19 protein-coding genes and 1 pseudogene are annotated in these 22398 nt (G+C 71.3%); 9 read left to right on the forward strand and 11 right to left on the reverse strand.

The window, feature by feature from the left end:
- Positions 1–11: 11 nt before the first annotated feature.
- The 3 genes from NP777_RS15495 to dusB form a co-directional block, all read right to left on the reverse strand.
- On the reverse strand, positions 12–2246 hold the full coding sequence (locus tag NP777_RS15495; protein ID WP_256650728.1) for a VMAP-C domain-containing protein: 2235 nt from the start codon (positions 2244–2246) through the stop codon (positions 12–14).
- Positions 2243–3514, reverse strand: coding sequence for a hypothetical protein (locus NP777_RS48085; RefSeq protein ID WP_256650729.1), 1272 nt, complete (start codon positions 3512–3514; stop codon positions 2243–2245). The genes NP777_RS15495 and NP777_RS48085 overlap by 4 nt, the downstream gene beginning before the upstream one ends.
- A 162-nt stretch (positions 3515–3676) precedes the next feature.
- The gene (gene dusB, locus NP777_RS15505) at positions 3677–4939 is read right to left on the reverse strand and encodes a tRNA dihydrouridine synthase DusB (RefSeq protein ID WP_256650730.1); all 1263 of its coding nucleotides are present in this window, start codon (positions 4937–4939) and stop codon (positions 3677–3679) included.
- Between the two features lie 195 nt (positions 4940–5134).
- Here dusB and NP777_RS15510 point away from each other — a divergent pair, with 195 nt between their 5' ends.
- On the forward strand, positions 5135–6625 hold the full coding sequence (locus NP777_RS15510; protein ID WP_256650731.1) for an MFS transporter: 1491 nt from the start codon (positions 5135–5137) through the stop codon (positions 6623–6625).
- Positions 6626–6990: 365 nt separating this feature from the next.
- Here NP777_RS15510 and NP777_RS15515 read toward each other — a convergent pair whose 3' ends face one another.
- Complete coding sequence (locus NP777_RS15515) at positions 6991–7917, reverse strand: helix-turn-helix transcriptional regulator (RefSeq protein WP_391858520.1); 927 nt, start codon at positions 7915–7917, stop codon at positions 6991–6993.
- A 101-nt stretch (positions 7918–8018) separates the two neighbouring features.
- On the opposite strand from NP777_RS15515, the gene NP777_RS15520 reads away from it, so the two are divergent.
- Both NP777_RS15520 and NP777_RS15525 read left to right on the forward strand, forming a co-directional pair.
- Positions 8019–9488, forward strand: a complete 1470-nt coding sequence (locus NP777_RS15520) for an MFS transporter (protein WP_391858521.1) — start codon at positions 8019–8021, stop codon at positions 9486–9488.
- Positions 9489–9492: 4 nt separating this feature from the next.
- Positions 9493–9708, forward strand: a complete 216-nt coding sequence (locus NP777_RS15525; protein ID WP_256650903.1) for a hypothetical protein — start codon at positions 9493–9495, stop codon at positions 9706–9708.
- Positions 9709–9977: 269 nt separating this feature from the next.
- Here the strand turns inward: NP777_RS15525 and NP777_RS15530 are convergent, their stop codons facing one another.
- The gene (locus NP777_RS15530) at positions 9978–10628 is read right to left on the reverse strand and encodes a response regulator transcription factor (RefSeq protein WP_256650732.1); all 651 of its coding nucleotides are present in this window, start codon (positions 10626–10628) and stop codon (positions 9978–9980) included.
- Positions 10616–11830: a sensor histidine kinase gene (locus NP777_RS15535; RefSeq protein WP_256650733.1), complete on the reverse strand. Its 1215-nt coding sequence runs from the start codon at positions 11828–11830 to the stop codon at positions 10616–10618. Before NP777_RS15535 ends, NP777_RS15530 begins: the two co-directional genes overlap by 13 nt.
- A 174-nt stretch (positions 11831–12004) precedes the next feature.
- Between NP777_RS15535 and NP777_RS15540 the strand changes: the two genes are divergently transcribed.
- Positions 12005–12508 (forward strand): hypothetical protein, encoded by a 504-nt coding sequence (locus tag NP777_RS15540; protein WP_256650734.1) that lies wholly within the window; start codon positions 12005–12007, stop codon positions 12506–12508.
- Here the strand turns inward: NP777_RS15540 and NP777_RS15545 are convergent.
- Positions 12477–12770 carry a hypothetical protein gene (locus NP777_RS15545; protein WP_256650735.1) on the reverse strand — a complete coding sequence of 98 codons (294 nt, stop codon included), beginning with the start codon at positions 12768–12770 and terminating at the stop codon, positions 12477–12479. The genes NP777_RS15540 and NP777_RS15545 overlap by 32 nt on opposite strands.
- Positions 12771–12907: 137 nt before the next feature.
- Positions 12908–14290 carry a glycine--tRNA ligase gene (locus NP777_RS15550; RefSeq protein ID WP_256650736.1) on the reverse strand — a complete coding sequence of 461 codons (1383 nt, stop codon included), beginning with the start codon at positions 14288–14290 and terminating at the stop codon, positions 12908–12910.
- 150 nt (positions 14291–14440) lie between these two features.
- Here NP777_RS15550 and NP777_RS15555 point away from each other — a divergent pair, with 150 nt between their 5' ends.
- From NP777_RS15555 to NP777_RS15575, 5 genes are all read left to right on the forward strand, one after another.
- Positions 14441–15430, forward strand: coding sequence for a metal ABC transporter substrate-binding protein (locus NP777_RS15555; RefSeq protein WP_256650737.1), 990 nt, complete (start codon positions 14441–14443; stop codon positions 15428–15430).
- An 11-nt stretch (positions 15431–15441) separates the two neighbouring features.
- Positions 15442–16317 (forward strand): metal ABC transporter ATP-binding protein, encoded by an 876-nt coding sequence (locus NP777_RS15560; RefSeq protein WP_256650738.1) that lies wholly within the window; start codon positions 15442–15444, stop codon positions 16315–16317.
- A 1-nt stretch (position 16318) separates the two neighbouring features.
- Positions 16319–17191, forward strand: a complete 873-nt coding sequence (locus NP777_RS15565; RefSeq protein ID WP_256650739.1) for a metal ABC transporter permease — start codon at positions 16319–16321, stop codon at positions 17189–17191.
- A 166-nt stretch (positions 17192–17357) separates the two neighbouring features.
- Positions 17358–17783: a Fur family transcriptional regulator gene (locus NP777_RS15570; protein WP_256650740.1), complete on the forward strand. Its 426-nt coding sequence runs from the start codon at positions 17358–17360 to the stop codon at positions 17781–17783.
- A gap of 377 nt (positions 17784–18160) precedes the next feature.
- A complete protein-coding gene (locus NP777_RS15575; RefSeq protein ID WP_256650741.1) occupies positions 18161–19327 on the forward strand; it encodes a Cmx/CmrA family chloramphenicol efflux MFS transporter in 1167 nt (388 codons plus the stop codon).
- A 460-nt stretch (positions 19328–19787) separates the two neighbouring features.
- Here NP777_RS15575 and NP777_RS15580 read toward each other — a convergent pair whose 3' ends face one another.
- The 3 genes and pseudogenes from NP777_RS15580 to NP777_RS15590 form a co-directional block, all read right to left on the reverse strand.
- Positions 19788–20189: a hypothetical protein gene (locus NP777_RS15580; RefSeq protein ID WP_256650742.1), complete on the reverse strand. Its 402-nt coding sequence runs from the start codon at positions 20187–20189 to the stop codon at positions 19788–19790.
- A 6-nt stretch (positions 20190–20195) separates the two neighbouring features.
- Positions 20196–21455, reverse strand: a pseudogene (locus NP777_RS15585) (RHS repeat-associated core domain-containing protein); the annotation flags it as partial.
- Positions 21456–21513: 58 nt separating this feature from the next.
- Positions 21514–22395, reverse strand: a complete 882-nt coding sequence (locus tag NP777_RS15590; protein ID WP_256650743.1) for an SDR family NAD(P)-dependent oxidoreductase — start codon at positions 22393–22395, stop codon at positions 21514–21516.
- Positions 22396–22398: the final 3 nt, after the last annotated feature.

A 22398-nucleotide genomic window follows, 5' to 3' on the forward strand; every position in this document is an offset into this window, starting at 1 on the left:
CGTCTCTTCCTTCAGGGTGCGGACAGGTCGAGTTGGTCGGGGAGCGGGCGGTGCGGATCGTCCCACAGGAGGGCCATATGCCTGCCGTGGTGGCTCTCATCGGCCTCGCTCGCCGACCGGAGTTTGCGTAGGTGCTGAGGCAGGGACCTCAGCCGTTCGGTGCGGAGCAGGGCCTCCAACTCGGCCTGCGCGGCGGCGCCCTCCGCCTCGCCATGCCAGATGAGGACGGGCACTCCGCCGAACAGACAGGCGTTGAAGACCTCCGAACGAGCCCGCACCGGGGAGGTCATCACCACGCCCGGAGCGTCCTCCTGGCCCTGGAGGTCGCCGTTGACCTGCTTGAACGTCTCGTAGTGGGCGGACAGCCAGTGCAGATCCCCGGTGCCCGCCGTACCGGCCCGCTCCCAGCGCCGCTCCCACAGATGCCGCTGATGTTCCCGGAGTTCGGTGCAACGCACGACGACCGGATAGTCCGTGCCGAGCGAACGCTCCAGCGGCCCCTCGGCGTCGAGCTGCCAGCGGTGCACGGCCAGTTCCAGGTCGGTGGGGGTCACGAAGAACTCCACCAGCGTGTCATGGGTGCGGGCATGGCCGCTCAGGAGGTGGTCGAGGCCACGCTGTATCTCCTCCAGCGAGGCGGGCGTGTCCACCTTGGCCAGGGAGTTGACGTGGTCACCGCGCCGCGACCAGACCTCATAGGTGCGCCGCTGCCCGTCCCCGCTCGGTGCGTGGAGCCGTATCTGGATGCTCCCCCAGCCACCGCCGGGAGGTGCCCCCTCGTCCGTGACGGTGTCCGGGTCGGCTCGTACGCGCTCGGCGTGCTCCTGCGCTTCACCGCGCCGTTCGTGCAGCTGACCCTCGAGATCGATCCGCTTGGCGCACTCCAGCGACCATGCTTGCAGTTCCCCCGCGACCGCTCCCCCGCGGAGCGCGGCGAAGTGCTCCACGACGCGCAGCAGCTGCGGGAGTTGTTTCGGCGGCGGGAGCAGCACGGCTTCGAGGTCGTCGACCAGCGCGGCCGGTTCGAGGGACGACAGGGCCATGGTGGGGTACTTGTCGCGGGCGACCTCGGCGAAGTCGTGCCGCCCCCGCCGCCCCAGCCGCTCCAGCAGCCCGGCCAGCTCCGTGTACTCGGCGCGGGTCAGCCACTGGTTCTGCAGCACATGGCACGCCTTGCGGATCTCCGCGCGGACCGGGGCCTGTGCGCTGAGTTCGGCGAGGAGGGTGACGGTGCCGTGCGGGTTCTCCAGCGCCCAGTCGACCAGTTCCTCGGCCGAGGGGGGCGTCGTGGTGGGCGGGTCGGTGGCGAACTGCTCGCAGAGCCCGACGACCACCTCCGCCGCGCGGCCGGGTTCCGCCCCCAGCAGCGCGCCGATCGCGTGGATCAGCTTGCCGCGCTCCCGCCGCTGCTGCTCGTCCAGCGGCGAACGGGGCGGGCCGAGCGGGACGTCCTCGCCGTTCCCGTCCCCCCTGCTGATGTGCACGGTCGGGAACTGCCGCAGGCCCTCGTCCCGGCCCAGCCGCGCGAACTCGTCCCGGACCCCCTGCCACACCCGGTCGAGGTCCGGCACCGCGCCACCGGCGGAGGCCGCTTCGAGCTGCCGTAACAGCACGGAGGTGAACAGGCCCGCGCCCTGCTGGTTCTTGGACACCGCCCCGGGCCGGCAGGCGCGCATCCAGTAGATCTCGCGGGCCCGGTTGATCTCCGGCTTCCTGGTGAGTTCGTCCGGGGCGGCGACCATCATGTGGGTACGGAGGGGCAGGGCCTGCCAGCAGGCGTCGATGATCACGGTGACCCGGCCCACGCCCTGCTTCGGCAGATGCTCGGTGCGCAGCAGCGTCATCAGGTTCTGCGCGTCGAGCCCCCGCATGTCCTGGTCCCGCGTCTCCGGGTACAGCAGGCTCCAGCGGCCGCCCGGGGCCTGTACGCCGTGCCCCGCCCAGTAGATCCACAACCGGTCCGCGTCGAGGGAGCGCAGCTCCTCCATGAAGACCTTACGGATGGTGGGGCCGTCCGCCGGGCGGTAGTCGCGGTCCGCCGCTTCCACGGCGGCCTTGTTGCCCTCCGTGGGCGAGGCCAGCAGGCGGACGTTCTCCGGCGGCACACCGAGCCCGGTCAGCCATGTCCGCATCGCGAGCGCGTCGTTCACCGGACCGTCGAGGGTCCAGCCGTCGCTGCCGCTGTACCGCTCGACCGCCACGATCACGGCGTGGGTGCGGCGCCAGTCGTGCTCCACCGCTGTCACTTCGGCAGCTCCGGGGCCAGCAGGTCGTACAGCCGCTGGTGGGCGAAGTACGAGGTGTGGGCGCGCGGGAAGGGCTGGCGGGTGTTGACGCGCAGATCGGTGACCCGGCCGGGGAAGACCTTCTCGCCGACGAAGCCGAGCAGATCCCGCTCGTCGTAGACGTTGATCCAGCGGGGGAAGGCGCCGGGCAGCGGTTCGTCGCGGCGCAGCGCGGTGAGCGCGTCCAGCTCGTAGAGGAACGGCGCCTGGGAGCCGACCGTCACCAGCAGCTCCACCCCGGCGGGCGGCTCGGGCTCGGCGAGCAGATCGACGCAGGCGATACCGCCGAGGCTGTGGGCGAGCAGCACCACCGGGCCGTTCCCCGACTCGACCGCGTCGCGCACCGCCGCCCGGATCGCGGCGCGCACCCCGGCGCCGCGCACCTGGTAGCGGAGGATGTCGCCGCTGGCCGGGACGGACTTGGTGGTGATGCCGCCACGGAACGTGTGGGCCAGTGCGGACAGCGGTGACAGGTAGGAGTTGAGCGCCCGTACGGCGACGCCCTTCGCGGCACCGGCGACGAATCCGCCCCGGTCGGTGCCGCCCAGCTGATCGGTGAGCGCGCCGACGACCGTGTCGCGGTCGGCGCCGTCCACCGCGAGCGGCTCGTCGTCGCCGTACGGGCCCTCGGCCAGCTGGACGGCCAGGGCGTACACGGCGCGGGCCGCGATGGGCTCGATGCCGTCGGCGGGCGAGGTGCCGCCGAGGCTGCCGGAGATCTCGTCGGCCACGCGGTCGGCGGCCTCCTCCAGATGCGGCGCGAGGTCCGCGACGAGCCGGGGCAGGCTGCCACCGGTCTGCCCGGGGTCGGGCGCCACCGGCTCCAGCGTCAGCCCGCGCACCGTGTCGGCGACGGTCTCCCAGGGGTCGACACGGCCGGGCACGAAGCCCGTCTCCTCGCCGTCGTCGTGCGCCGCCTGCGCGAACTCCCGCAGCTCCGCGAGCGGATCCACCTCGAGCAGCGCCCATACGGCCAGCGGATCGTCCTCGTCCAGTACGCCGTCACCGCCGACGCCCACGCCGTCACCGCCGACGCCCCGGTTCTTGGTGCGCACCGGGAGCGACGCCCCGCCGAGCCCCAGCGAGGCTCCGTGCTCCTCGCCCCAGAAGCAGCGGGCGACCTTGATCTCGGCTCTCACCCGCCCCAGGCCGCTCACGACCCGCGCGAAGCTCTTCTCGTACGACTTGGCCCGGACCCCCGTGCCGTGGACGAAGACGACGCTTGTCACCGATCCCCCCAGATCGTCCAGATCCCACCGCGACCACGAGCCCATCACTTTAACCGGTGATGACCCCATGTGGCCCCCGGACTACGGGGCCCGCCCCGGTCCATCCGGTCTACGGCCCCTTCCCGGCGGCCCCCACCCGGCTCACGGCCCGGACTACCCGGCTCAGCCTCCGGAGGTGTCCAGCTCCGCGTCCGCGCCGACGCCCGCGCGGTCGTACGGGTCGTCCAGCCAGCCGTCGGGCAGCACCACCCGGTTGCGGCCGGAGGTGCGGCCGCGCGGGCCGTCGGCGCCGGGGGGCCACTCCTGGTCCAGGTCCAGCTCGGCCAGCAGGGCGTCCAGCTCGGCGAGGGACGAGGTGATCGCCAGCCGCTTGCGCATCTCCGAGCCCACCGAGAAGCCCTTGGTGTACCAGGCGACATGCTTACGGAAGTCGATCACACCGCGTTCCTCGTCCTCCAGCCACTCGGCGAGCAGCTCGGCGTGGCGGCACATCACGGCCGCGACCTCCTTGAGCGTCGGCCGCGCGTACGCCGGGGCCCCCGGGCCGGACATTGGCGCCCCGGGGCCGGACACCGACGCCTCGCCGCCCGGTTCGAACGCGGCCACCAGGTCGCCGAAGAGCCAGGGCCGCCCCAGGCAGCCGCGCCCGACGACCACGCCGTCACAGCCCGTCTCGCGCATCATCCGGACCGCGTCGTCGGCGGACCAGATGTCGCCGTTGCCCAGCACCGGGATCTCGGGGACGGTCTCCTTCAGGCGGGCGATCGCCTCCCAGTCGGCGGTGCCGCCGTAGTGCTGGGCCGCGGTGCGGCCGTGCAGGGCGATCGCGGTCACGCCCTCCTCGACCGCGATCCGGCCCGCGTCGAGGTAGGTGATGTGGTCGTCGTCGATGCCCTTGCGCATCTTCATGGTCACCGGCAACGGGCCCGCCGCGGTCACGGCCTCGCGCAGGATCGAGCGCAGCAGATGCCGCTTGTACGGGAGCGCCGAGCCGCCGCCCTTACGGGTCACCTTGGGCACCGGGCAGCCGAAGTTGAGGTCGATGTGGTCGGCGAGGTCCTCGTCCACGATCATCTGGACGGCCTTGCCGACGGTCATCGGGTCCACCCCGTACAGCTGGATGGAGCGCGGCTTCTCGGTGCCGTCGAAGTGGATCAGCCGCATCGTCTTGGCGTCCCGCTCCACCAGCGCCCGGGTGGTGATCATCTCGCTGACGAACAGCCCGCGGCCGCCGGAGCCCCTGCCTCCCGGGGGATAACCCCCGGACCCCCAGCCGACGCCTTCGGCGAATTCCCTGCACAGGGTGCGGAACGGAGCGTTGGTGATCCCGGCCATCGGTGCCAGAACGACCGGCGGCTGGACCGTATGCGGTCCGATCCGCAGCTGCGTCCGCTCCGTGTGCGGCGTCTGCGGCGATTGCGTCATGGGATCAGCTTCCTCGTGCGTACTACGGTGGGAGGGCGGGGCCGATCTCTCATTGTCCCGCACCCGCGGAAGGGAACGTGTCCCGCACCCGCGGGAGGGTGTCCCGCAGCCGAGAGAGGGTGTCCCGCACCCGCGAGAGGGACCGAAAGGGCGGTGATGACCGCCGCGCCGACGGTATCGATGTAGCGTTCAACCATGCGTGAGCTCAGCCATCGGCGGCGCATGCTTGTGCTGGCGATCTGCTGCATGAGCCTGCTGCTCGTCAGCCTCGACAACACGGTTCTCAATGTCGCGCTGCCCTCGATACGGAGTGATCTGCACGCTTCCGTCTCGGGGATGCAGTGGACGATCGACGCCTACACCCTGGTCCTCGCCGCCCTGCTGATGCTCTCGGGGTCGACGGCCGACCGGGTGGGACGCAAGCGCACCTTCCAGACCGGGCTGGTGATCTTCACCCTCGGATCGGGGCTGTGCAGCCTCGCGCCCAACCTGGAGACGCTGGTCCTCTTCCGCATGGTGCAGGCGATCGGCGGTTCGATGCTCAACCCCGTCGCCATGTCGATCATCACCAACGTCTTCACCGAGCCCAGGGAGCGGGCCCGCGCCATCGGGGTCTGGGGCGGGGTCGTCGGCATCAGCATGGCGGCCGGGCCGATCGTGGGCGGGCTGCTGGTGGAGTCCGTCGGCTGGCGCTCGATCTTCTGGATAAACATTCCGGTCGGGCTCGCGGCGCTGCTCCTCACCGCCCGTTACGTCCCCGAGTCGCGTGCCCCCCGGCCGCGCCGGGCCGACCCCGTCGGCCAGCTACTGGTCATCGCGGTGCTGGGCACCCTCACGTACGCGATCATCGAGGCGCCGGACCGCGGCTGGGACTCGCCGCTGATCGCCGCCTGCGCGGGGATCGCCACCCTGGGACTGTTCGCGCTGATCCACTACGAGCGGCGGCGTGCGGAACCGCTGATCGATGTGCGGTTCTTCCACAGCGCGCCGTTCAGCGGGGCGACGGTCGTCGCGGTGTGCGCCTTCGCGGCGCTCGGCGGCTATCTCTTCATGAACACGCTCTATCTCCAGGACGTGCGCGGGCTCGACGCGCTGCACGCCGGGCTGTGGATGCTGCCCATGGCGTTCATGTGCTTCGTCTGCGCGCCGCTGTCCGGACGGCTGGTGGGCGCCCGCGGACCACGGCCGTCGATGCTGGTGGCCGGGGTGGCCATAACGGCCAGCGGGGTCCTGTTCGCCGTCTTCGACGCCCAGGCGAGCGATGCGGGGCTGCTGATCGGCTATGTGCTGTTCGGCCTCGGCTTCGGCATGGTCAACGCGCCCATCACCAATACGGCGGTCTCCGGGATGCCACGCTCCCAGGCCGGGGTGGCCGCGGCCGTCGCCTCCACCAGCCGCCAGGTGGGCCAGTCGCTCGGCGTCGCGGTCATCGGCGCGGTGCTGGCGGCGGGCGCCGCGACGGCGGCGGCGGGCGGACTGGGCCACGCCGCCTCGCCCGCGGCCGCCGCGTCGTTCGTGGACGCGGCCCGTCCCGCGTGGTGGATCATCGCCGCGTGCGGTGCGGTCATCCTGCTGCTGGGGCTGTTGACCACGGGCCACTGGGCCGAGAAGACGACCCGGCACGCGGCCGCGCTGTTCGAGGAGGGCAAGCCGATGGGGCAGACCTCGGCGAACGCGAAGGCGTAATGGGCGCGGGGGCGCCGGGGGGGTCGGCCCTCCGGCGGGCCCGTACCGCCTGCGGCGGGCCGTTCCCCACCCCGCCCCTTCCCGCGGCATCGATATGCGGCTCCGCCGCGTGGTGGGGCTCCGCCCCAGCCCCCGGCCGAACACCCCGGCCGGACTCGGCCACCCGCTGCACCGCCGGGGCCGCCCGCGACCGGCCCCACCGGTGCGGCCCGCCGTACCCCAGGGTCCAGAGACGGGCGGAGCCCCGGGGCATGGGGCCCGGGGGCGGAGTCCCAAGGAAACCGGGGCCCAGGGGCGCAGCCCCAGGTATCGGGAAGGGGCGGGGAGGGGAGAGATCCGCCGGACGCCCCCGGGGGCCCGGCGGGTCAGACCCTCGCCGGGGCCGCCGCCTCCGTCGTGGCCTCCGCCGCCAGCGACATCTCGTGCAGCCGCCCCAGCCGCTCCTGCGTCTCCACATCCGCCGGGGTGTACGTGAGCAGCTTGGAGCCCTGCTGGGGGCCGGTCCACAGGCTGGTGGAGGCCAGCCGGAGGATGCCCACCCGCGACTGGCGGTAGACCTTGATCTTGTCGCCGGGCCGGATCACCTCATGCCGCGCCCAGATCTCCCGGAACTCCGGCGAGGCCTCCTCCAGCCGCTTCACCATCGCCTTCCAGGCGGGCTCGGCCACATGCTCGGCCATGACGGCGCGGAACTTGGCCGCCATCAGCCGGATCGTCTCGTCCCGTTCCACCAGGCTGGAACGCCACTCGTCATTGGTGAAGGCCAGCCACAGGCAGTTACGGTCCTCCGGCGCCACCTGGTCCAGGTCGCACATCAGCAGCCGGTAGGTGCGGTTGTAGGCGAGCAGGTCGAAGCGGCTGTTCTGGACGCAGGCGGGGAACGGCTCGAGCCGCTCCAGCATGAGCCGCAGCGACTCCGGAATGCCCGTGCACTCGCTCGCCGGGGTCGGGTCGATGGCACCGGCGAGCGCGAAGAGATGGGCGCGCTCGCTGCGGTCCAGGAGCAGCGCGCGGGCGATGGCGTCGAGGACCTGCGCCGAGACATGGATGTCGCGGGCCTGCTCCAGCCACGTGTACCAGGTCACGCCGACGGTCGAGAGCTGCGCGACCTCCTCGCGGCGCAGCCCGGGGGTGCGCCGGCGGCGGCCCCTGGGCAGCCCCACCTGCTCGGGCGTGATCCGCTCCCGGCGGCTGCGCAGGAACGCCGCCAGCTCGCCCCGCCGTATCTCGGACCCCGCACTCCTGCTCTCGGCCGTAGCAGTCGCCGCCGCATCGTGCACCATCGTGGTCATGGCTCCAGGGTGCCCGAGGGCTCAGCCGGTTGCCAGGTACTTCTTGTACCAGGATAAAGACACTCTGGTACCAGCCTGAGCGAGGCGAGATCTTCGTAAGCGTGACCGAAACGCAGATTTCCACGATACGTACGAGAACCGCCGCCCCGGGTGCGGCGAAGACCCCCGGGCGGACCCACGCCTCCTCCGGCCCCGCGCTGAGCCCTCTCGGTCTGTTCACCGTGCTGCTGGGCGCCGCGCTGCCGCTGATCGACTTCTTCATCGTCAATGTGGCCCTGCCCACCATGGACCACGACCTCCACGCCGGTCCGGCCGTACTGGAGCTGGTCGTCGCCGGATACGGCGTGGCGTACGCGGTGCTGCTGGTCCTCGGCGGCCGGCTGGGCGACACCTTCGGGCGGCGCCGGCTCTTCCTCGCCGGGATGGCGGCGTTCGGGGTGACCTCGCTGGCCTGCGGGCTCGCGCCGGACGCCTGGAGCCTGGTGGCCGCCCGGGTGGCGCAGGGCGCCTCGGCCGCGCTGATGCTTCCGCAGGTACTGGCCACGATCCACTCCTCGACCAGTGGTTCGCGCCGCGCCCGCGCGCTCAGCATGTACGGCGCGACGGCCGGTCTGTCCATGGTCGCGGGGCAGATCCTGGGCGGTGTGCTGGTGGCCGCCGACATCGCGGGCACCGGGTGGCGCGCGGTCTTCCTGGTCAATGTGCCGGTCGCGCTGATCGGCCTGGTTCTCGCGGTCCGTACGGTCCCCGAGACCCGCTCCAACCGGCCCGCGCCGGTGGACGTGCCCGGCACCGTGCTGCTGGCGCTGTCGCTGATCACGCTGATGGTGCCGCTGACCGAGGGGCGGGCGGCGGGCTGGCCGCTGTGGACGTGGCTGGGGCTGGGCGCGTTCCCGTTCGTGGCCGCCGCGTTCTACGTCGTGGAGCGGCGCGCGGACCGCGCCGGGAGGACGCCGCTGCTGCCGCCGAGCCTGTTCGCGCTGCCCGGACTGCGGCGCGGACTGGCGATGGTGGTGCCGTTCTCGATCGGCTTCGGTGGCTTCATGTTCGTCATCGCGGTCGCGCTGCAGCAGGGACTGCGGTACGGGCCGGTGGAGGCCGGGCTGGCGCTGGCGCCGATGGCCACGACGTTCTTCGTGGCCTCGCTGATGGGGCCGCGCCTGGTGGGCCGCTACGGCAGCCGCGTGGTGACCGCGGGCGGGCTGATCCAGGCCGTCGGCATCGCGCTGCTGACGGTGGCCGTATGGCGGGACTGGCCGGATCTGTCGCTGGCCGGGCTGCTGCCGGGCGTCGCGCTGGCCGGGTTCGGGCAGGGGCTGCAGCTTCCGGTGCTGATCCGGATCGTGCTGGCCGATGTGCCGAGCGAGCGGGCCGGGGTGGGGAGCGGTGTGATGGTCACCACCCAGCAGTCGGCGCTGGCGCTGGGCGTGGCGACGCTCGGCACCCTCTTCCTGTCCCTGGAGCCCTCGGCGGGCATGCGTGACGCGCTGGTCATCACGCTCGTGGCCCAGCTGGCGGCGATCGCGCTGACCCTGCTGATGAGCCTGCGGCTGCCGCGCAAGGTCTCGTAAGGAGATCGCGGAACGAGCGGGACAAGCAGAAGAACACGCGGAAGAACTCGCGAGCGGGGAGTTCACGATGCGGGACGCCCGTGCCACGGGCCGGGCGCTGTGGGAGGCGACGGCGCAGTTCCACGACCCCGGCTACGCGCCGCGGTGGTCGGAACCGGACATGGCCTTTGCCTTCGCGGCCCTCTGCGAGCTGGTGCTGGACGGTTTGCGGGCCCGCTAGGGGGTGCCCGCCGGTACGCGTACGCCTGCGGCGGGCTGTTCCCCTACCCGCCCCTTCCCACAACTGGGGCTCCGCCCCAGACCCCGCTCCTCAAGCGCCGGAGGGGCTGATTTCAGCCCGTCCGGGGTCCAGGGGCGGAGCCCCATGGTTCGGGAAGGGGCGGGTAGGGGAAAGCCCGCCGCAGGCGGCTCGCGCCCATGCCACGGAGCCGCACATCGGCACACCCCCGCGCCCCTTCGGCACACCCCCGCGCCCCTTCGGGGCGCCCCTCAGCCCACGCCCACGCCCAGGAAACGCAGCACGGCCAGCACCCTGCGGTGGTCCGCCTCGGCGACCGGCAGGTCCAGCTTCCCGAAGATGGAGTTGATGTGCTTGGCCACCGCGCTCTCGCTGATCACCAGCGCCCCCGCGATCCCCGCGTTCGACCGCCCGCCCGCCATCAGTTCCAGTACGTCCCGCTCGCGCGAGGTCAGCCGGTCCAGCGGATCGCTGTGCCGTCGCACCAGCAACTGGGCCACGACCTGCGGGTCCAGGGCGGTGCCGCCGCCCGCCACCCGGCGCAGCGCGTCGATGAACTCCTCCACGTCCGCGACCCGCTGCTTGAGCAGATAGCCGATCCCCTCGGTGTGGGACGTCAGCAGATCCGCCGCGTACCGCTCCTCGACGTACTGCGACAGCAGCAGTACGGCCGTGTCCGGCCACTGCCGCCGGATCAGCAGGGCCGCCCGGACGCCCTCGTCGGTGAAGCCCGGCGGCATCCGGACGTCCACGACCGCGATGTCCGGACGGTGTTCCTCGACCGCCGCCAGCAGCCCCTCGGCGTCGTCCGCCTCCGCCACGACCTCGAAGCCCGCGGTCTGTACGACCTTGACCAGGCCGATCCGCAGCAGAATCGAGTCCTCGGCGATCACAGCGCGCACGGCAGCTCCACGGTGATGACGGTCGGGCCCCCGCGGGGGCTGCTGATGTCGAACGTGCCGTCCACCGACCCGGCCCGTTTGGCCAGCCCGCCGAGGCCGCTGCCCCGCGCGGGGTCGGCGCCGCCCACCCCGTCGTCCTCGACGACGATCCGCAGCATGCCCCCGGCGCGGACGACCGTGACGTCGGCCCGCTCCGCCCTGGCGTGCTTGGCGACGTTGGCGAGCGCCTCGGACACGACGAAGTACGCGACGGCCTCGACGGTCGGGGCGGCTCGCTCCGGCACGTGGACATGCAGCCGCACCGGCAACGGGGCACGCGCCGCGATGCCGGAGAGGGCGGCGTCCAGGCCGAGTTCGTCGAGGACGGCCGGGTGCAGCCCGCGCACCAGGTTGCCGAGTTCCTCGATGGCCTCCTTGGCCTCGCGGTGCGCCTCGTCGATGACCTGCCGTGCATCGTCCGGCAGATCCTTGAGAGTGGCCTTGGCCAGGCCCAGGTTGACCGCCATGGAGACGAGCCGCTGCTGGGCGCCGTCGTGCAGATCGCGTTCGATGCGGCGCCGCTCGGCGTCCGCCGCGTCGACCGCCCCCGCCCGGCTCTCGGTCAGGTCCTCGACCCGCCGCTCCAGCTCCTTGGCGGGGACGGGGCCCAGCAGCACGGTGGCGGCGCGGGTGTCGAGCCGGGCGAGGGCGCCGACGAGCGCGTAGGCGAGGGCCAGCAGGATCATGCCGCCGGCCGTGACATACGCGGCCGTGGTCGAGTACCCGATGTGTTCGACCCGCCAGGACAGTGGAACGCCCCATATCCAGATGTAGACGGTGGCGGCCCAGAGACCGACGAGGGCCATCGTGACGGCCAGCACCCCGCCCCAGGCGACCGCCGGTCCGGCCAGCAGGTGGTACCACAGTTGCCGCGGGGCCCTCCCGGGCCCGGTGATCCCGATGTCGAGCAGCGCCTTGAAGCGCCACCGCTGAGCGCGCGTCAGCACGGGCGTGGCCACGGCCGGGGCGGCCAGCGGGACGGTGAGCGCGAGCAGGACGTCCATCGGCGACGAGGCGTCGTCGTAGATCAACCACGGCACGGCCATCGGCACCGCCCAGGCCACGAACTGCACCGCCGCGCCGACGACACCGAACCGGAGGTCGCGCCGCAGCCGGTGCAGCGAACGCCCGAAGGCAGGGCGTATCGCGGTGAGGAGGCTCATGCGACGACCTTAGAGCGGCCCCGGGCGGCCGCGCGCTGGACCACATGCCCGGATCCGGGGTGCAACTGGTGCCACCCCAAGTCGGCAACTGGTGTGACCGACACCGGAGGCGGCGCCGACCAGGCTGGTGGTGTGCCCGGGACGACCGACCGGGCCCGGAAGGAGATCCGCCGCATGACCACCCTGTTCGCGCCCACGCCCACCGCTGCTCCGGCCACCGGCCCGGGGACGTCGCGGAGGACGCGGCTCACGCTTGCCCGGCGGCTGGTGCGGCCGGAGTCGGTGCTGCTGGTCTCGGGGGCGGCGCTGGTCCCCTGGCTGTACGTACTGGCCCGGACGCTGCCGTCCACGGCGCGGGTCGGCCACTGGAACGTCGCGTGGGTGGGCCTGGACGCCCTCGAGGCGCTCGGGCTGCTGTCCACCGCCGCGCTGCGGCGGCGCGGCGACGACCGCCACCGGCTGACCGCAGCGGCGACGGGGGCGCTGCTGGTGGTGGACGCGTGGTTCGACACGGTGACGGCCGCGCCGGGCGGGGAGCTGGCGGCGGCGGTCGCGATGGCCCTCTGCGCGGAGCTGCCGCTGGCGGCGGTGTGCGCGGCGCTGGCCCTCGGCCGGGAACGGCGGACCGTCCGCGACGACCGCCCGCTCACCCCTGGGATGCGGCCCACCAGACGATGACCGCGGCCACCGCGAAGCAGGCCAGCATGATCAGGACGACCTGCCGCCGCGCCGCCGCGTCGGCGGTCATCCGCGGCGAGCCGAGGGCCCCGTGCGCCTGGGCGAGGTGATCGAGTCCCTTGTGCCGGGCGCCGCCGTGGGTGATCCGCTCCTGCCAGTCGCAGTGCCGGCAGCCGAGCAGCCGCCGCCGCCCCGGACCGTAGCCGTAGCTCACCTCGAAGACCGTGCCGTCCTCGTGGATGGCGGTGATGTGATGCGTCACGCCTCGCACGACTGGTGAACCCCCGTTCTGCCGAGCCGACGGGCCCCGGTGCCACGGATCTCGCGTCCGCGGCACCGGAGCCCGTCGTCGGGTATGTGTCCGGTACCCGTGGTCCGGGCGCGCCGGCCCGGACCGGGTCAGCAGCCGATCAGACGGCCGCCGAGGTAGGACTGGATCTGGTCGAGGGAGACCCGCTCCTGCTTCATCGTGTCGCGCTCGCGCACGGTGACGGCGTTGTCGTCGAGGGTGTCGAAGTCCACGGTGACGCAGAAGGGCGTGCCGATCTCGTCCTGGCGGCGGTAGCGGCGGCCGATCGCGCCCGCGTCGTCGAACTCGATGTTCCAGTGCTTGCGCAGATCCGCGGCGAGCCCCTTGGCCTTCGGCGAGAGCTGCGGGTTGCGGGACAGCGGCAGCACCGCGACCTTGACCGGCGCCAGCCGCGGGTCGAGCCGCATCACGGTGCGCTTCTCCATCTTGCCCTTGGCGTTGGGCGCCTCGTCCTCGACGTACGCGTCGAGCATGAAGGCCAGCATGGCGCGGCCCACGCCCGCCGCCGGCTCGATGACGTAGGGGGTCCAGCGCTCGCCGGCCTCCTGGTCGAAGTACGACAGGTCCTGGCCGGACGCCGCGGAGTGCGCCTTCAGGTCGTAGTCGGTGCGGTTGGCCAGACCCTCCAGCTCGCCCCACTCCGAGCCGCCGAAGTTGAAGCGGTACTCGATGTCAGCGGTGCGCTTGGAGTAGTGGGAGAGCTTCTCCTTGGGGTGCTCGTACCACCGGATGTTCGCCTCCTGGAGACCGAGGTCCCGGTACCAGTTCCAGCGCTGCTCCATCCAGTACTCGTGCCACTTCTCGTCCTCGCCCGGCTTGACGAAGAACTCCATCTCCATCTGCTCGAATTCACGCGTACGGAAGATGAAGTTTCCCGGCGTGATCTCGTTGCGGAACGACTTGCCGACCTGCGCGATGCCGAACGGCGGCTTCCTGCGCGAGGTCTGCTGGACCGCGAGGAAGTTGGTGAAGATGCCCTGGGCGGTCTCGGGGCGCAGATACGCGACCGAGCCGGAGTCCTGGGTCGGGCCGAGGTGGGTGGCGAGCAGCCCGGAGAACTGCTTGGGCTCGGTGAAGCTGCCCTTGTTGCCGCAGTGCGGGCAGTTGACGTCGGCCAGGCCGTTCTCGGGGAGCCGGCCGTGCTTGGCCTCGTACGCCTCCTCCAGGTGGTCCGCGCGGAACCGCTTGTGACAGGAGGTGCACTCGGTCAGCGGGTCCGTGAAGGTGGCGACGTGGCCGGACGCCTCCCACACCTCACGGGCCAGGATCACGGACGAGTCGAGTCCGACGACGTCGTCACGAGAGGTGACCGTGGAACGCCACCATTGCCGCTTGATGTTCTCCTTCAGCTCCACACCGAGCGGTCCGTAGTCCCAGGCGGCGCGCTGGCCGCCGTAGATCTCGCTGCACGGGTAGACGAAGCCACGGCGCTTGCTGAGGCTGACGATGGTGTCGATCTTGTCGGCGGCCACGGTGCTCTCTTCATTGATGACGACATTGACGACGAAGCGAATGCTTCAGGTTACCGGCGGCGGCACCCCCCGGATCAAATCGATAGCCGAAGCGATCAGCAAGAGGACACTTGTTGACAATCGTTTCCATCTTTGTTGAAAATGAGAGTCATGAACATACGCCGTTTCAGGCCCACGACCGCCCTCGTCGGAGCCGCCGCACTGGGTCTGACCACCCTCACAGCCTGCTCCACCGACGCCGGAGACGGAAGGACGGACGGCAAGCTGGATGTGGTGGCGTCGTTCTATCCCATGCAATTCCTCGCCCAGCGGATCGGCGGGAACGACGTCCATGTCTCCTCCCTGACCAAGCCGGGCGTCGAACCGCACGATCTGGAGATCAGCCCCCGGCAGACCGCCGATCTCGGCAAGGCCGGTCTGGTGGTCTACCTCAAGGGGCTCCAGCCCTCCGTCGACCGGGCCATCGCGCAGGCCGACCCGAAGCACGTCGCCGACGCGGCCTCGTACACCTCGCTGGAGGACCACGGCACGGAGGTCGAGGGCGAGCACGGGCACGGCGGCGAGGCGGGGCACGACGGCGAGGCCGGGCACGAGGGGCATGACCACTCCGGCGACGCGGCCGCCGACCCCCACATCTGGCTCGACCCGGTGCGCTACGCCCAGGTGGCCGAGGGCGTCGGCAAGGCGCTGGAGAAGGCCGACCCCGATCACGCCGCGACGTACAAGAAGAACACCACCGCCCTGGTCAAGGAGCTGAACACGCTCGATCAGGACTTCCGGAGTGGTTTGAAGGGCCGTTCTTCGGACACCTTCATCACGACCCATGCCGCCTTCGGCTATCTCGCCGAGCGCTACGGCCTGCGGCAGGAGGCGATCTCCGGGCTCGACCCCGAATCCGAGCCCAGCCCGGCCCGGGTCAAGGGACTGCACACCATAGCCAAGAAGGACAAGGTCAACACCGTCTTCTTCGAAACCCTGGTGAGCGACCGCACCGCCAAGACGCTGGCGGGCGATCTCCATCTGCGGACCGATGTGCTGGACCCGATCGAGGGCATCGGCTCCAAGTCCAAGGGCGATGACTACATCCAGGTCATGCGAGCCAATCTGACGGCGCTGCGGAAGGCGCTGGGCGCCAAGTGACGGAGGAAGCCATGGAAGCCGAGGAGGCCCGGGAATCCGGGGAGACCCGGGAATCCGGGGAGACCCGGGAATCCGGGGAGACCCGGGAACCCGGGGTGGCCGCGGACCCGGCCGAGAACCCGGCCGCGGACCCCATATCCCTGCGCGGCGCGACGGCCACCCTCGGTGGCCGCCCCGTGCTGCGCGGTATCGATCTGACCGTCCGCCGCGGTGAGGTCGTGGCGCTGCTCGGCGCCAACGGCTCGGGCAAGTCCACCGCCGTACGGTCCATCGTCGGCCAGGTGCCGCTCAGCGGCGGTGAGCTGACCCTCTTCGGCACCCCACGCCGCCGCTTCCGCGACTGGGCGCGGATCGGTTACGTACCGCAGCGCACCACCGCCGCCAGCGGGGTCCCCGCGACCGTGCGCGAGGTCGTCTCGGCGGGGCGGCTGGCCCGCCGCCGGTTCGGCCCGCCGCGCAAGGCCGACCGGGCGGCCGTCCAGCGGGCCCTGGAGCTCGTCGGCATGGCCGACCGTGCCCGGGACCCGGTGAGCGCCCTGTCCGGCGGTCAGCACCAGCGCGTGCTGATCGCCCGCGCCCTCGCGGGCGAACCGGAGCTGCTGATCATGGACGAGCCGATGGCCGGGGTCGACCTCGCCAGCCAGGAGATCCTCGCGGGCACCCTCCGCGAACAGGTCGCCGAGGGCACCACGGTCCTCCTCGTCCTCCATGAGCTCGGCCCGCTGGAGCCGCTGATCGACCGCGCGGTGGTGCTCCGCGACGGCTGTGTCGTCCACGACGGACCGCCGCCCAAGGCGGTGGGCCAGCACGCGCTGCCCGGCCACGATCACGTCCATCCCCATGCGGCGCCCGACGCCGAACCGATCCGGACAGGGTTGCTGACCTGAGATGCTCGAGATCCTCGACTACGCCTTCATGCAGCGGGCCCTGCTCGCCGCGGTCCTGGTGGGCATCACCGCGCCCGCCGTCGGCATCTACCTCGTCCAGCGCCGCCAGGCGATCATGGGCGACGGTATCGGCCATGTCGCCCTCACCGGCGTCGCCCTCGGCTTCCTGACCGGCGCCAATCCGGTGTGGACCGCCGTCGCCGTCTCCGCCCTCGGCGCGATCGCCATGGAGCTGATCCGCTGGTATGGGAAGACCCGCGGCGACCTCGCGCTCGCGATGCTCTTCTACGGCGGGATGGCGGGCGGTGTGCTGCTGATCAACCTCTCGCCGACCGGCTCCAACGCCAACCTCACCACCTATCTCTTCGGCTCGATCACCACGGTCTCCCCCGAGGACGTCGTCGCGATCTCCCTGCTGGCCGCCTTCGTCGTACTGATCACGCTGGGGCTGCGCCGTCAGCTGTTCGCGGTCTGCCAGGACGAGGAGTTCGCCCGGGTGACCGGCCTCCCGGTGCGCACGCTCAACCTGCTGCTGGCCGTCACCGCGGCCGTCACGGTCACCGTCGCCATGCGCGTCGTGGGCCTGCTCCTGGTCAGCGCCCTGATGGTGGTCCCGGTCGCCGCGGCCCAGCAGGCCACCCGCGGCTTCGCGATGACGCTCGCGCTGGCGATCACCATCGGCGTCGTGGTGACCCTGTCCGGCACGGTCTTCTCGTTCTACAAGAACGTCCCGCCCGGCGCGAGCATCGTCGTCCTCGCCATCGGCGTCTTCGCCCTGATCACGGCCCTGGCCGCGCCCCTGGCGAAAAGACGCGCGGGGCGGGTGGCCGCGGCCGAGGAACGATGCACTCTGAGGGACGATGTACTCGTATAGTCCACTGCTCACGGCCCACTGCCCGGCCACCACTCGGCTCCGTCGCCCATCCCATCACTCTCGTCCGCTACCCAAGCGATAACTGGCACAATGGCCGGGCAGAAAGCGCAGTGGGCGCGGAACGAGCCCCGAGAGCGACGGAGCATGCGAGGTTGAGGAGGCAGCCGTGACGACCGCCGGTCCCCCAGTACGCGGCCGGTCCACCAGGCAGCGCGCCGCGGTGGCGGCGGCACTGGACGAGGTGGACGAGTTCCGCAGTGCGCAGGAACTCCACGACATGCTCAAGCACCGGGGCGACTCGGTCGGCCTGACCACCGTCTACCGCACTCTCCAGTCCCTCGCCGACGCCGGCGAGGTCGACGTCCTGCGCACCACGGAGGGCGAGGCGGTCTACCGCCGGTGCAACAGCGAGGAGCACCACCACCACCTGGTCTGCCGCGCCTGCGGCAAGGCGGTCGAGGTGGAGGGCCCCGCCGTCGAGAAATGGGCCGACGCGATCGCCGCCGAGCACGGCTTCGTGGACGTGGCCCACACCATCGAGATCTTCGGCACCTGCGGCGACTGCGCCACGCCAAAGGCAGCCCAGGGCTGACCCTCACGCCGGTGGCGGCTGGGCGCATCCGCGGCTGAAGTGGCCCAGCGGGTGGCGGCGGCACTTCGCGGCGACGCCGGGTGACCGGGCCGCGTACCGGAGGGGCTGGGGCGCGCCGAAATCGGATTGATCTCGGTGCGGGTTATGGGTACGGTGCCCGACGTGATGAGCCCTGAATCAGACAGAACGGAGCCGCCGGTCGTTCGGCGGCGAGTCGTTCTCTGACCTCTGACCCGGTTTTTCTGGGTCGATCTCGCTTCCGGCGACCGGACACGACTCCGTGTGTCTGGTTCCGCTTCGGGCTCGTGACGTAGTCCGACATCCAGCGCGCGGCCGCTCTTGCCCGCATTCGCTCATTCATCGCTGGAGTCGACCCCTTGCCTGTCTTCCTTTATGTCCTCGCGCTTGCCGTCTTCGCGCAGGGGACGTCCGAGTTCATGCTGTCCGGTCTCGTACCGGGAATCGCCCGCGACCTGTCCGTATCGGTGGGGGCCGCGGCGAGTCTGACGTCCGCGTATGCGATCGGGATGATCGTCGGCGCGCCGGTGATGGCGGCGTTGAGTGCGCGCTGGCCGCGGCGTCGCGCGCTGGCGGGCTTTCTGGCGGCGTTCGTCGTGGTGCATGTGATCGGGGCGGTCACGACGGAGTTCGCCGTGCTCTTCGGAACGCGTGTCGTCGCCGCGATCGTCAACGCCGGTTTCCTGGCGGTCGCGATGTCCGTGGCGACGGCGCTGGTCCCCGCGGAGCGGCGCGGCAGGGCCACCGCCGTGCTGCTGTCCGGGGTCACGCTGTCGTGCGTCGCGGGTGTCCCCGCGGGGGCGCTGCTCGGGGACTGGTCCGGCTGGCGTTCCGCGTTCTGGGCCGTGGCCGCCCTGTGCCTGCCCGCGCTGGCGCTGGTCTTCCGTCAGGCGCCCGCCGACGCGGCGGGTCGGGCGGAGGTCTCGGTCAGGCGGGAGGCGGGGGCGCTGCGGTCGCGTCCGGTGCGGTGGGCCATGGTCCTCGCGGCCGTGGTGAACGGGGCGACCTTCGCGACCTTCGCCTACCTGGCCGTCATCGCCACGGACATCGCCCACCTTCCGGCCGCCGCGGTCCCGGCCCTCCTCGCCGCGTTCGGGGTGGGCGCGTTCGTGGGGGTGACCACGGCCGGGCGTAAGGCCGACGGCGGGCTGGGGAGGGGACTGCTCCTGGCGCTGTGCGCCCTGCCGGTGGGGTGGGCGGTACTGGCCGCGACCAGTGCGTATACCGCCCCGCTGTTCGTCGTGACGATCGTCCAGGGCGGCCTGTCGTTCGGCATCGGCTCGACGCTCGTCGCCCGCGTCATGCATGTCGCGTCCCAAGCCCCCTCGCTGGGCGGCTCGTTCGCCACGGTCGCGCTCAACGCGGGTGCCTTCCTGGGCCCGTTGGTCGCGGGCGTCACGACCGGGACGACGGGCGACTACCGGGACGCGGCGTGGGTCAGCACCGCCCTGGCCGCGACGGCGGTCGCCGCCGTCGCGGCTTCCCGCGCGCGGGCTGCCCGCGCCGAGGTCGAGGCGGCCGGATAACCCACCGGCCGGTGGTCGAATGCGACGTCAGCACGCCCAGCAAGGCTTTGGTGGGCGTGCTGACCCAGCACCCCCTCCGAGGCATCAGCCCAGGCCCAGGCTCGTCCCCGCGTCCCGGGCTCCCTCAGCTCGCTCCAGGAGCAGCACTCCGGGAACTGCACGCCCGTATCCCGATGCCATTCCGCTGCCATGCCCTCCTCATCGGCAGCCAGCCGGTGCAGTTCGATCACCCCGCTGCTCATGACCCACGCCACCGGGCCGCCGGAGAAGTAGAGTTCCACGAAACCGTAGTCCCTGCGGAGCGTTCCGTACTCTTCGTCGATCACTTCGATGAATTCGGCCTTCACCGCCTGATCGACCTCTTGGACGGATGGTCCGACACCCACCCCATGAAGTCGCCCGGCACCGCTCACGCACTGCCCAAGGGCCGCTGTTCACTCTGCCGGCCCCGCCGTTGACTTCAGCCCTTGTCCGCGGAGGTGAACGTCACCGTGAGCGATTCGCCGGACGCGGCAACGATGCGGGATCCTCCCTCAAATTGGAGCTCAACCTGGACCAGATCCCCATACCCGTTGACCTGTTTCCGCACAGCATGAATTTTGCCGAGGACTTCTGAGGAAAGAGCGGAAATATCGCGATAGGCCCATTCATCGGGGGGGTAACACCACTTGGGAAGCTCCGGCCAATCACCTTTTTCGATACGCAGCGTCCAGTCTGTCCCCGAGGTCAGGTCCAGCGAACCGGATTCCTTGAAAATCAGCTCGATGGCCTCCGGGGACACCGTCGGATCGCTCTCTTCAGGGAGGTAATAGATACCCTTGACTGCCACGACCGTGCAATCAGTAAGGGAGTCAAGCCGCATAGGCCATCACCCTCCTTCCCCATGAATCACATCCGCGTTCGCGAACCATCCGTTCGGCTTATCCTGCGGGAACATTGTAACGAATTCCCCATCGGCTTTAGTGACCAGAAGATCCTTCCCCTTCCGATAGAAGAGGTAGTCCTCGCCTCCTCCGCTCTGGGGGTTCCATGAGCCTTGCCGGACCTCGTCCGGATCAGCATGGATAGCGCTCATTCGGTCGCGGAACCATGTCCTGGAGCTTCCGTCAGCGGGATCCAGGCTGTAGTCCTGTGCGTGCTTACCCCACTTCTTACCGAACTGCTTCTCATTCACACTGAGATCAGGACGCTTCGTGCATGACAGCCCCCGAGGGTCGAGCCACGCCATCGGGTTGACTACATATCCATGATGGTTGGGGGCAGGCTGGAGGCCCAGCGGGTCGGGGGTGACGTAGCGCGCCGTCTCCGGGTCGTAGTGGCGGAAGTAGTTGTAATGCAACCCCGTTTCGGGGTCGGCGTATTGGCCGGGGAAGCGGAGGGGGCAGTCGACGGACTCCGGGCTTATTGGGGAGGGGAAATCCGTGCCCCAGAGGGTGGTGCGGTGTTGCCAGGACAGGTCGCCGGTCGCGGTGACCAGTTCCGTTGGGGTGCCGACCAGGTCCGTGATGATGGCGTGGAAGCGGGGTGTGGTGTCGTCGTCGGCGCCGGTGAATTTCGCTATGAGGGATTCGCCGGGCTCGCGCACCAGTGACGTGTGGTCGGTTTGGGTCAGGGGGCGGTGGGTGTCCGGGGTGTAGTCCCAGGTGGTGTGGTGGCCCTCCGGTGTGGATTGTTCGGCCAGGCGGGTGTCCTCCCATGCGAAGGTCAGCGATTCCGCCACCGTGCCGTCCCCGGCCAGGCGTTGTTTGGATATGCGGCGGCCCAGTGGGTCGTAGGTGTAGTGCCAGTGGTCGCCGTCCGGGGTGGTCGCGTCCGTCAGGCGGTCTTCCGCGTTCCAGGTGTAGGTCCAGGTGCGGGTCCGGCCGTTGAGGAGTTTGCGGGTGCGGCGGGTGAGGCGGCCCTGGCCGTCGTGTTCGTACGTCGTGCGGCCCGCTCGGTGGATCACCGTGCCGGTGAACTCGCGGTCGCCGGGCGCCTCATGGCCGGGGGCCGTGGCATTCGTGAGGTTGCCCGCCGTGTCGTAGGCGTACGTCTCGGTCCAGCCGTGGGCGTGGACCGCCCTCACGCGCCCGACCGGGTCGAGGTCGAAGCGGCGCGTGCCCGAGGTAAGTTCGCGGATCTCGGTGAGTTCAATGTGGCCCCTACAGCGAGTAAAGAGTGCCGCCCCGGAACGGCTTTTGGCACGGTCAGCGGCCCTCGCCCAGGGGTGCCAGCTCTCGGCTGAGCCTGAGCACGTCCTGGACCGTCCGAGGGTGGGTGCTTGCGCGGGAGGCGGGGACGGGGGTGGCCTCGGGGCCGATGAGCAGGCCGGTCCGGCCGTCGAGGGCGGCGTCGGACGCGGCGGCGATGGACGACCGGGCGGCCAGGTCCGCGGGTCCGGCGGTCGAGCGTTCGAACATCCGCCGGAGCAGCGGCCACAGCGGGCGCAGCGCCGGGGAGACGATCGTCGGTCTGCTCATGGTGCCGTTGGTCATCTCGGTCGCGGCCCCGCCGGGGTCGGCCGCGAAGACCGCGACACCGCTGCCCCGCAGGCGCTCCGCCAGGTCCAGGGTGTAGGCGAGGTTGGCGAGCTTGGCCCGGCCGTACCACTGGAAGCCGTAGTAGCCGCCCGGCGGTTCGACGGCGTCGAAGGTGCGCTTGGCGAGGCGTATCGCACCGGAGCTGACGTTCACGATCCGGCTCGGCCCACCGGCGCGGAGCTGGTCGAGGAGCGATTCGGTCAGCAGGTACGGCGAGAGGTGGTTGACGGCGAACGTCGCCTCGATCCCGTCGACGGTCCGCTGCCGGTCCGCGAACATCGCACCCACGTTGTTGACCAGGACCTTCAGCGGGCCCTCGGCCGCCAGCTTCGCGGCGAGCGCCCGGACATCGGCGAGGGACGCGAGGTCGGCCGCCATGAAGTGCGGTTCGCCGCCGGTCGCGACCGCGGCGATCCGCTCGACCGCGCGGGCACCGCGCTCCGCGTCCCGGCCCACCACCGTGACGGCGAACCCGCGCGCCGCCAGCCCCAACGCGGTCTCCAAACCGATCCCCCCGGTCCCCGCCGTGACCACTGCCCGCCGCTCCATGGG

Source organism: Streptomyces rugosispiralis, assembly GCF_024505145.1.
GTDB classification, from domain to species: Bacteria; Actinomycetota; Actinomycetes; order Streptomycetales; family Streptomycetaceae; genus Streptomyces; species Streptomyces rugosispiralis.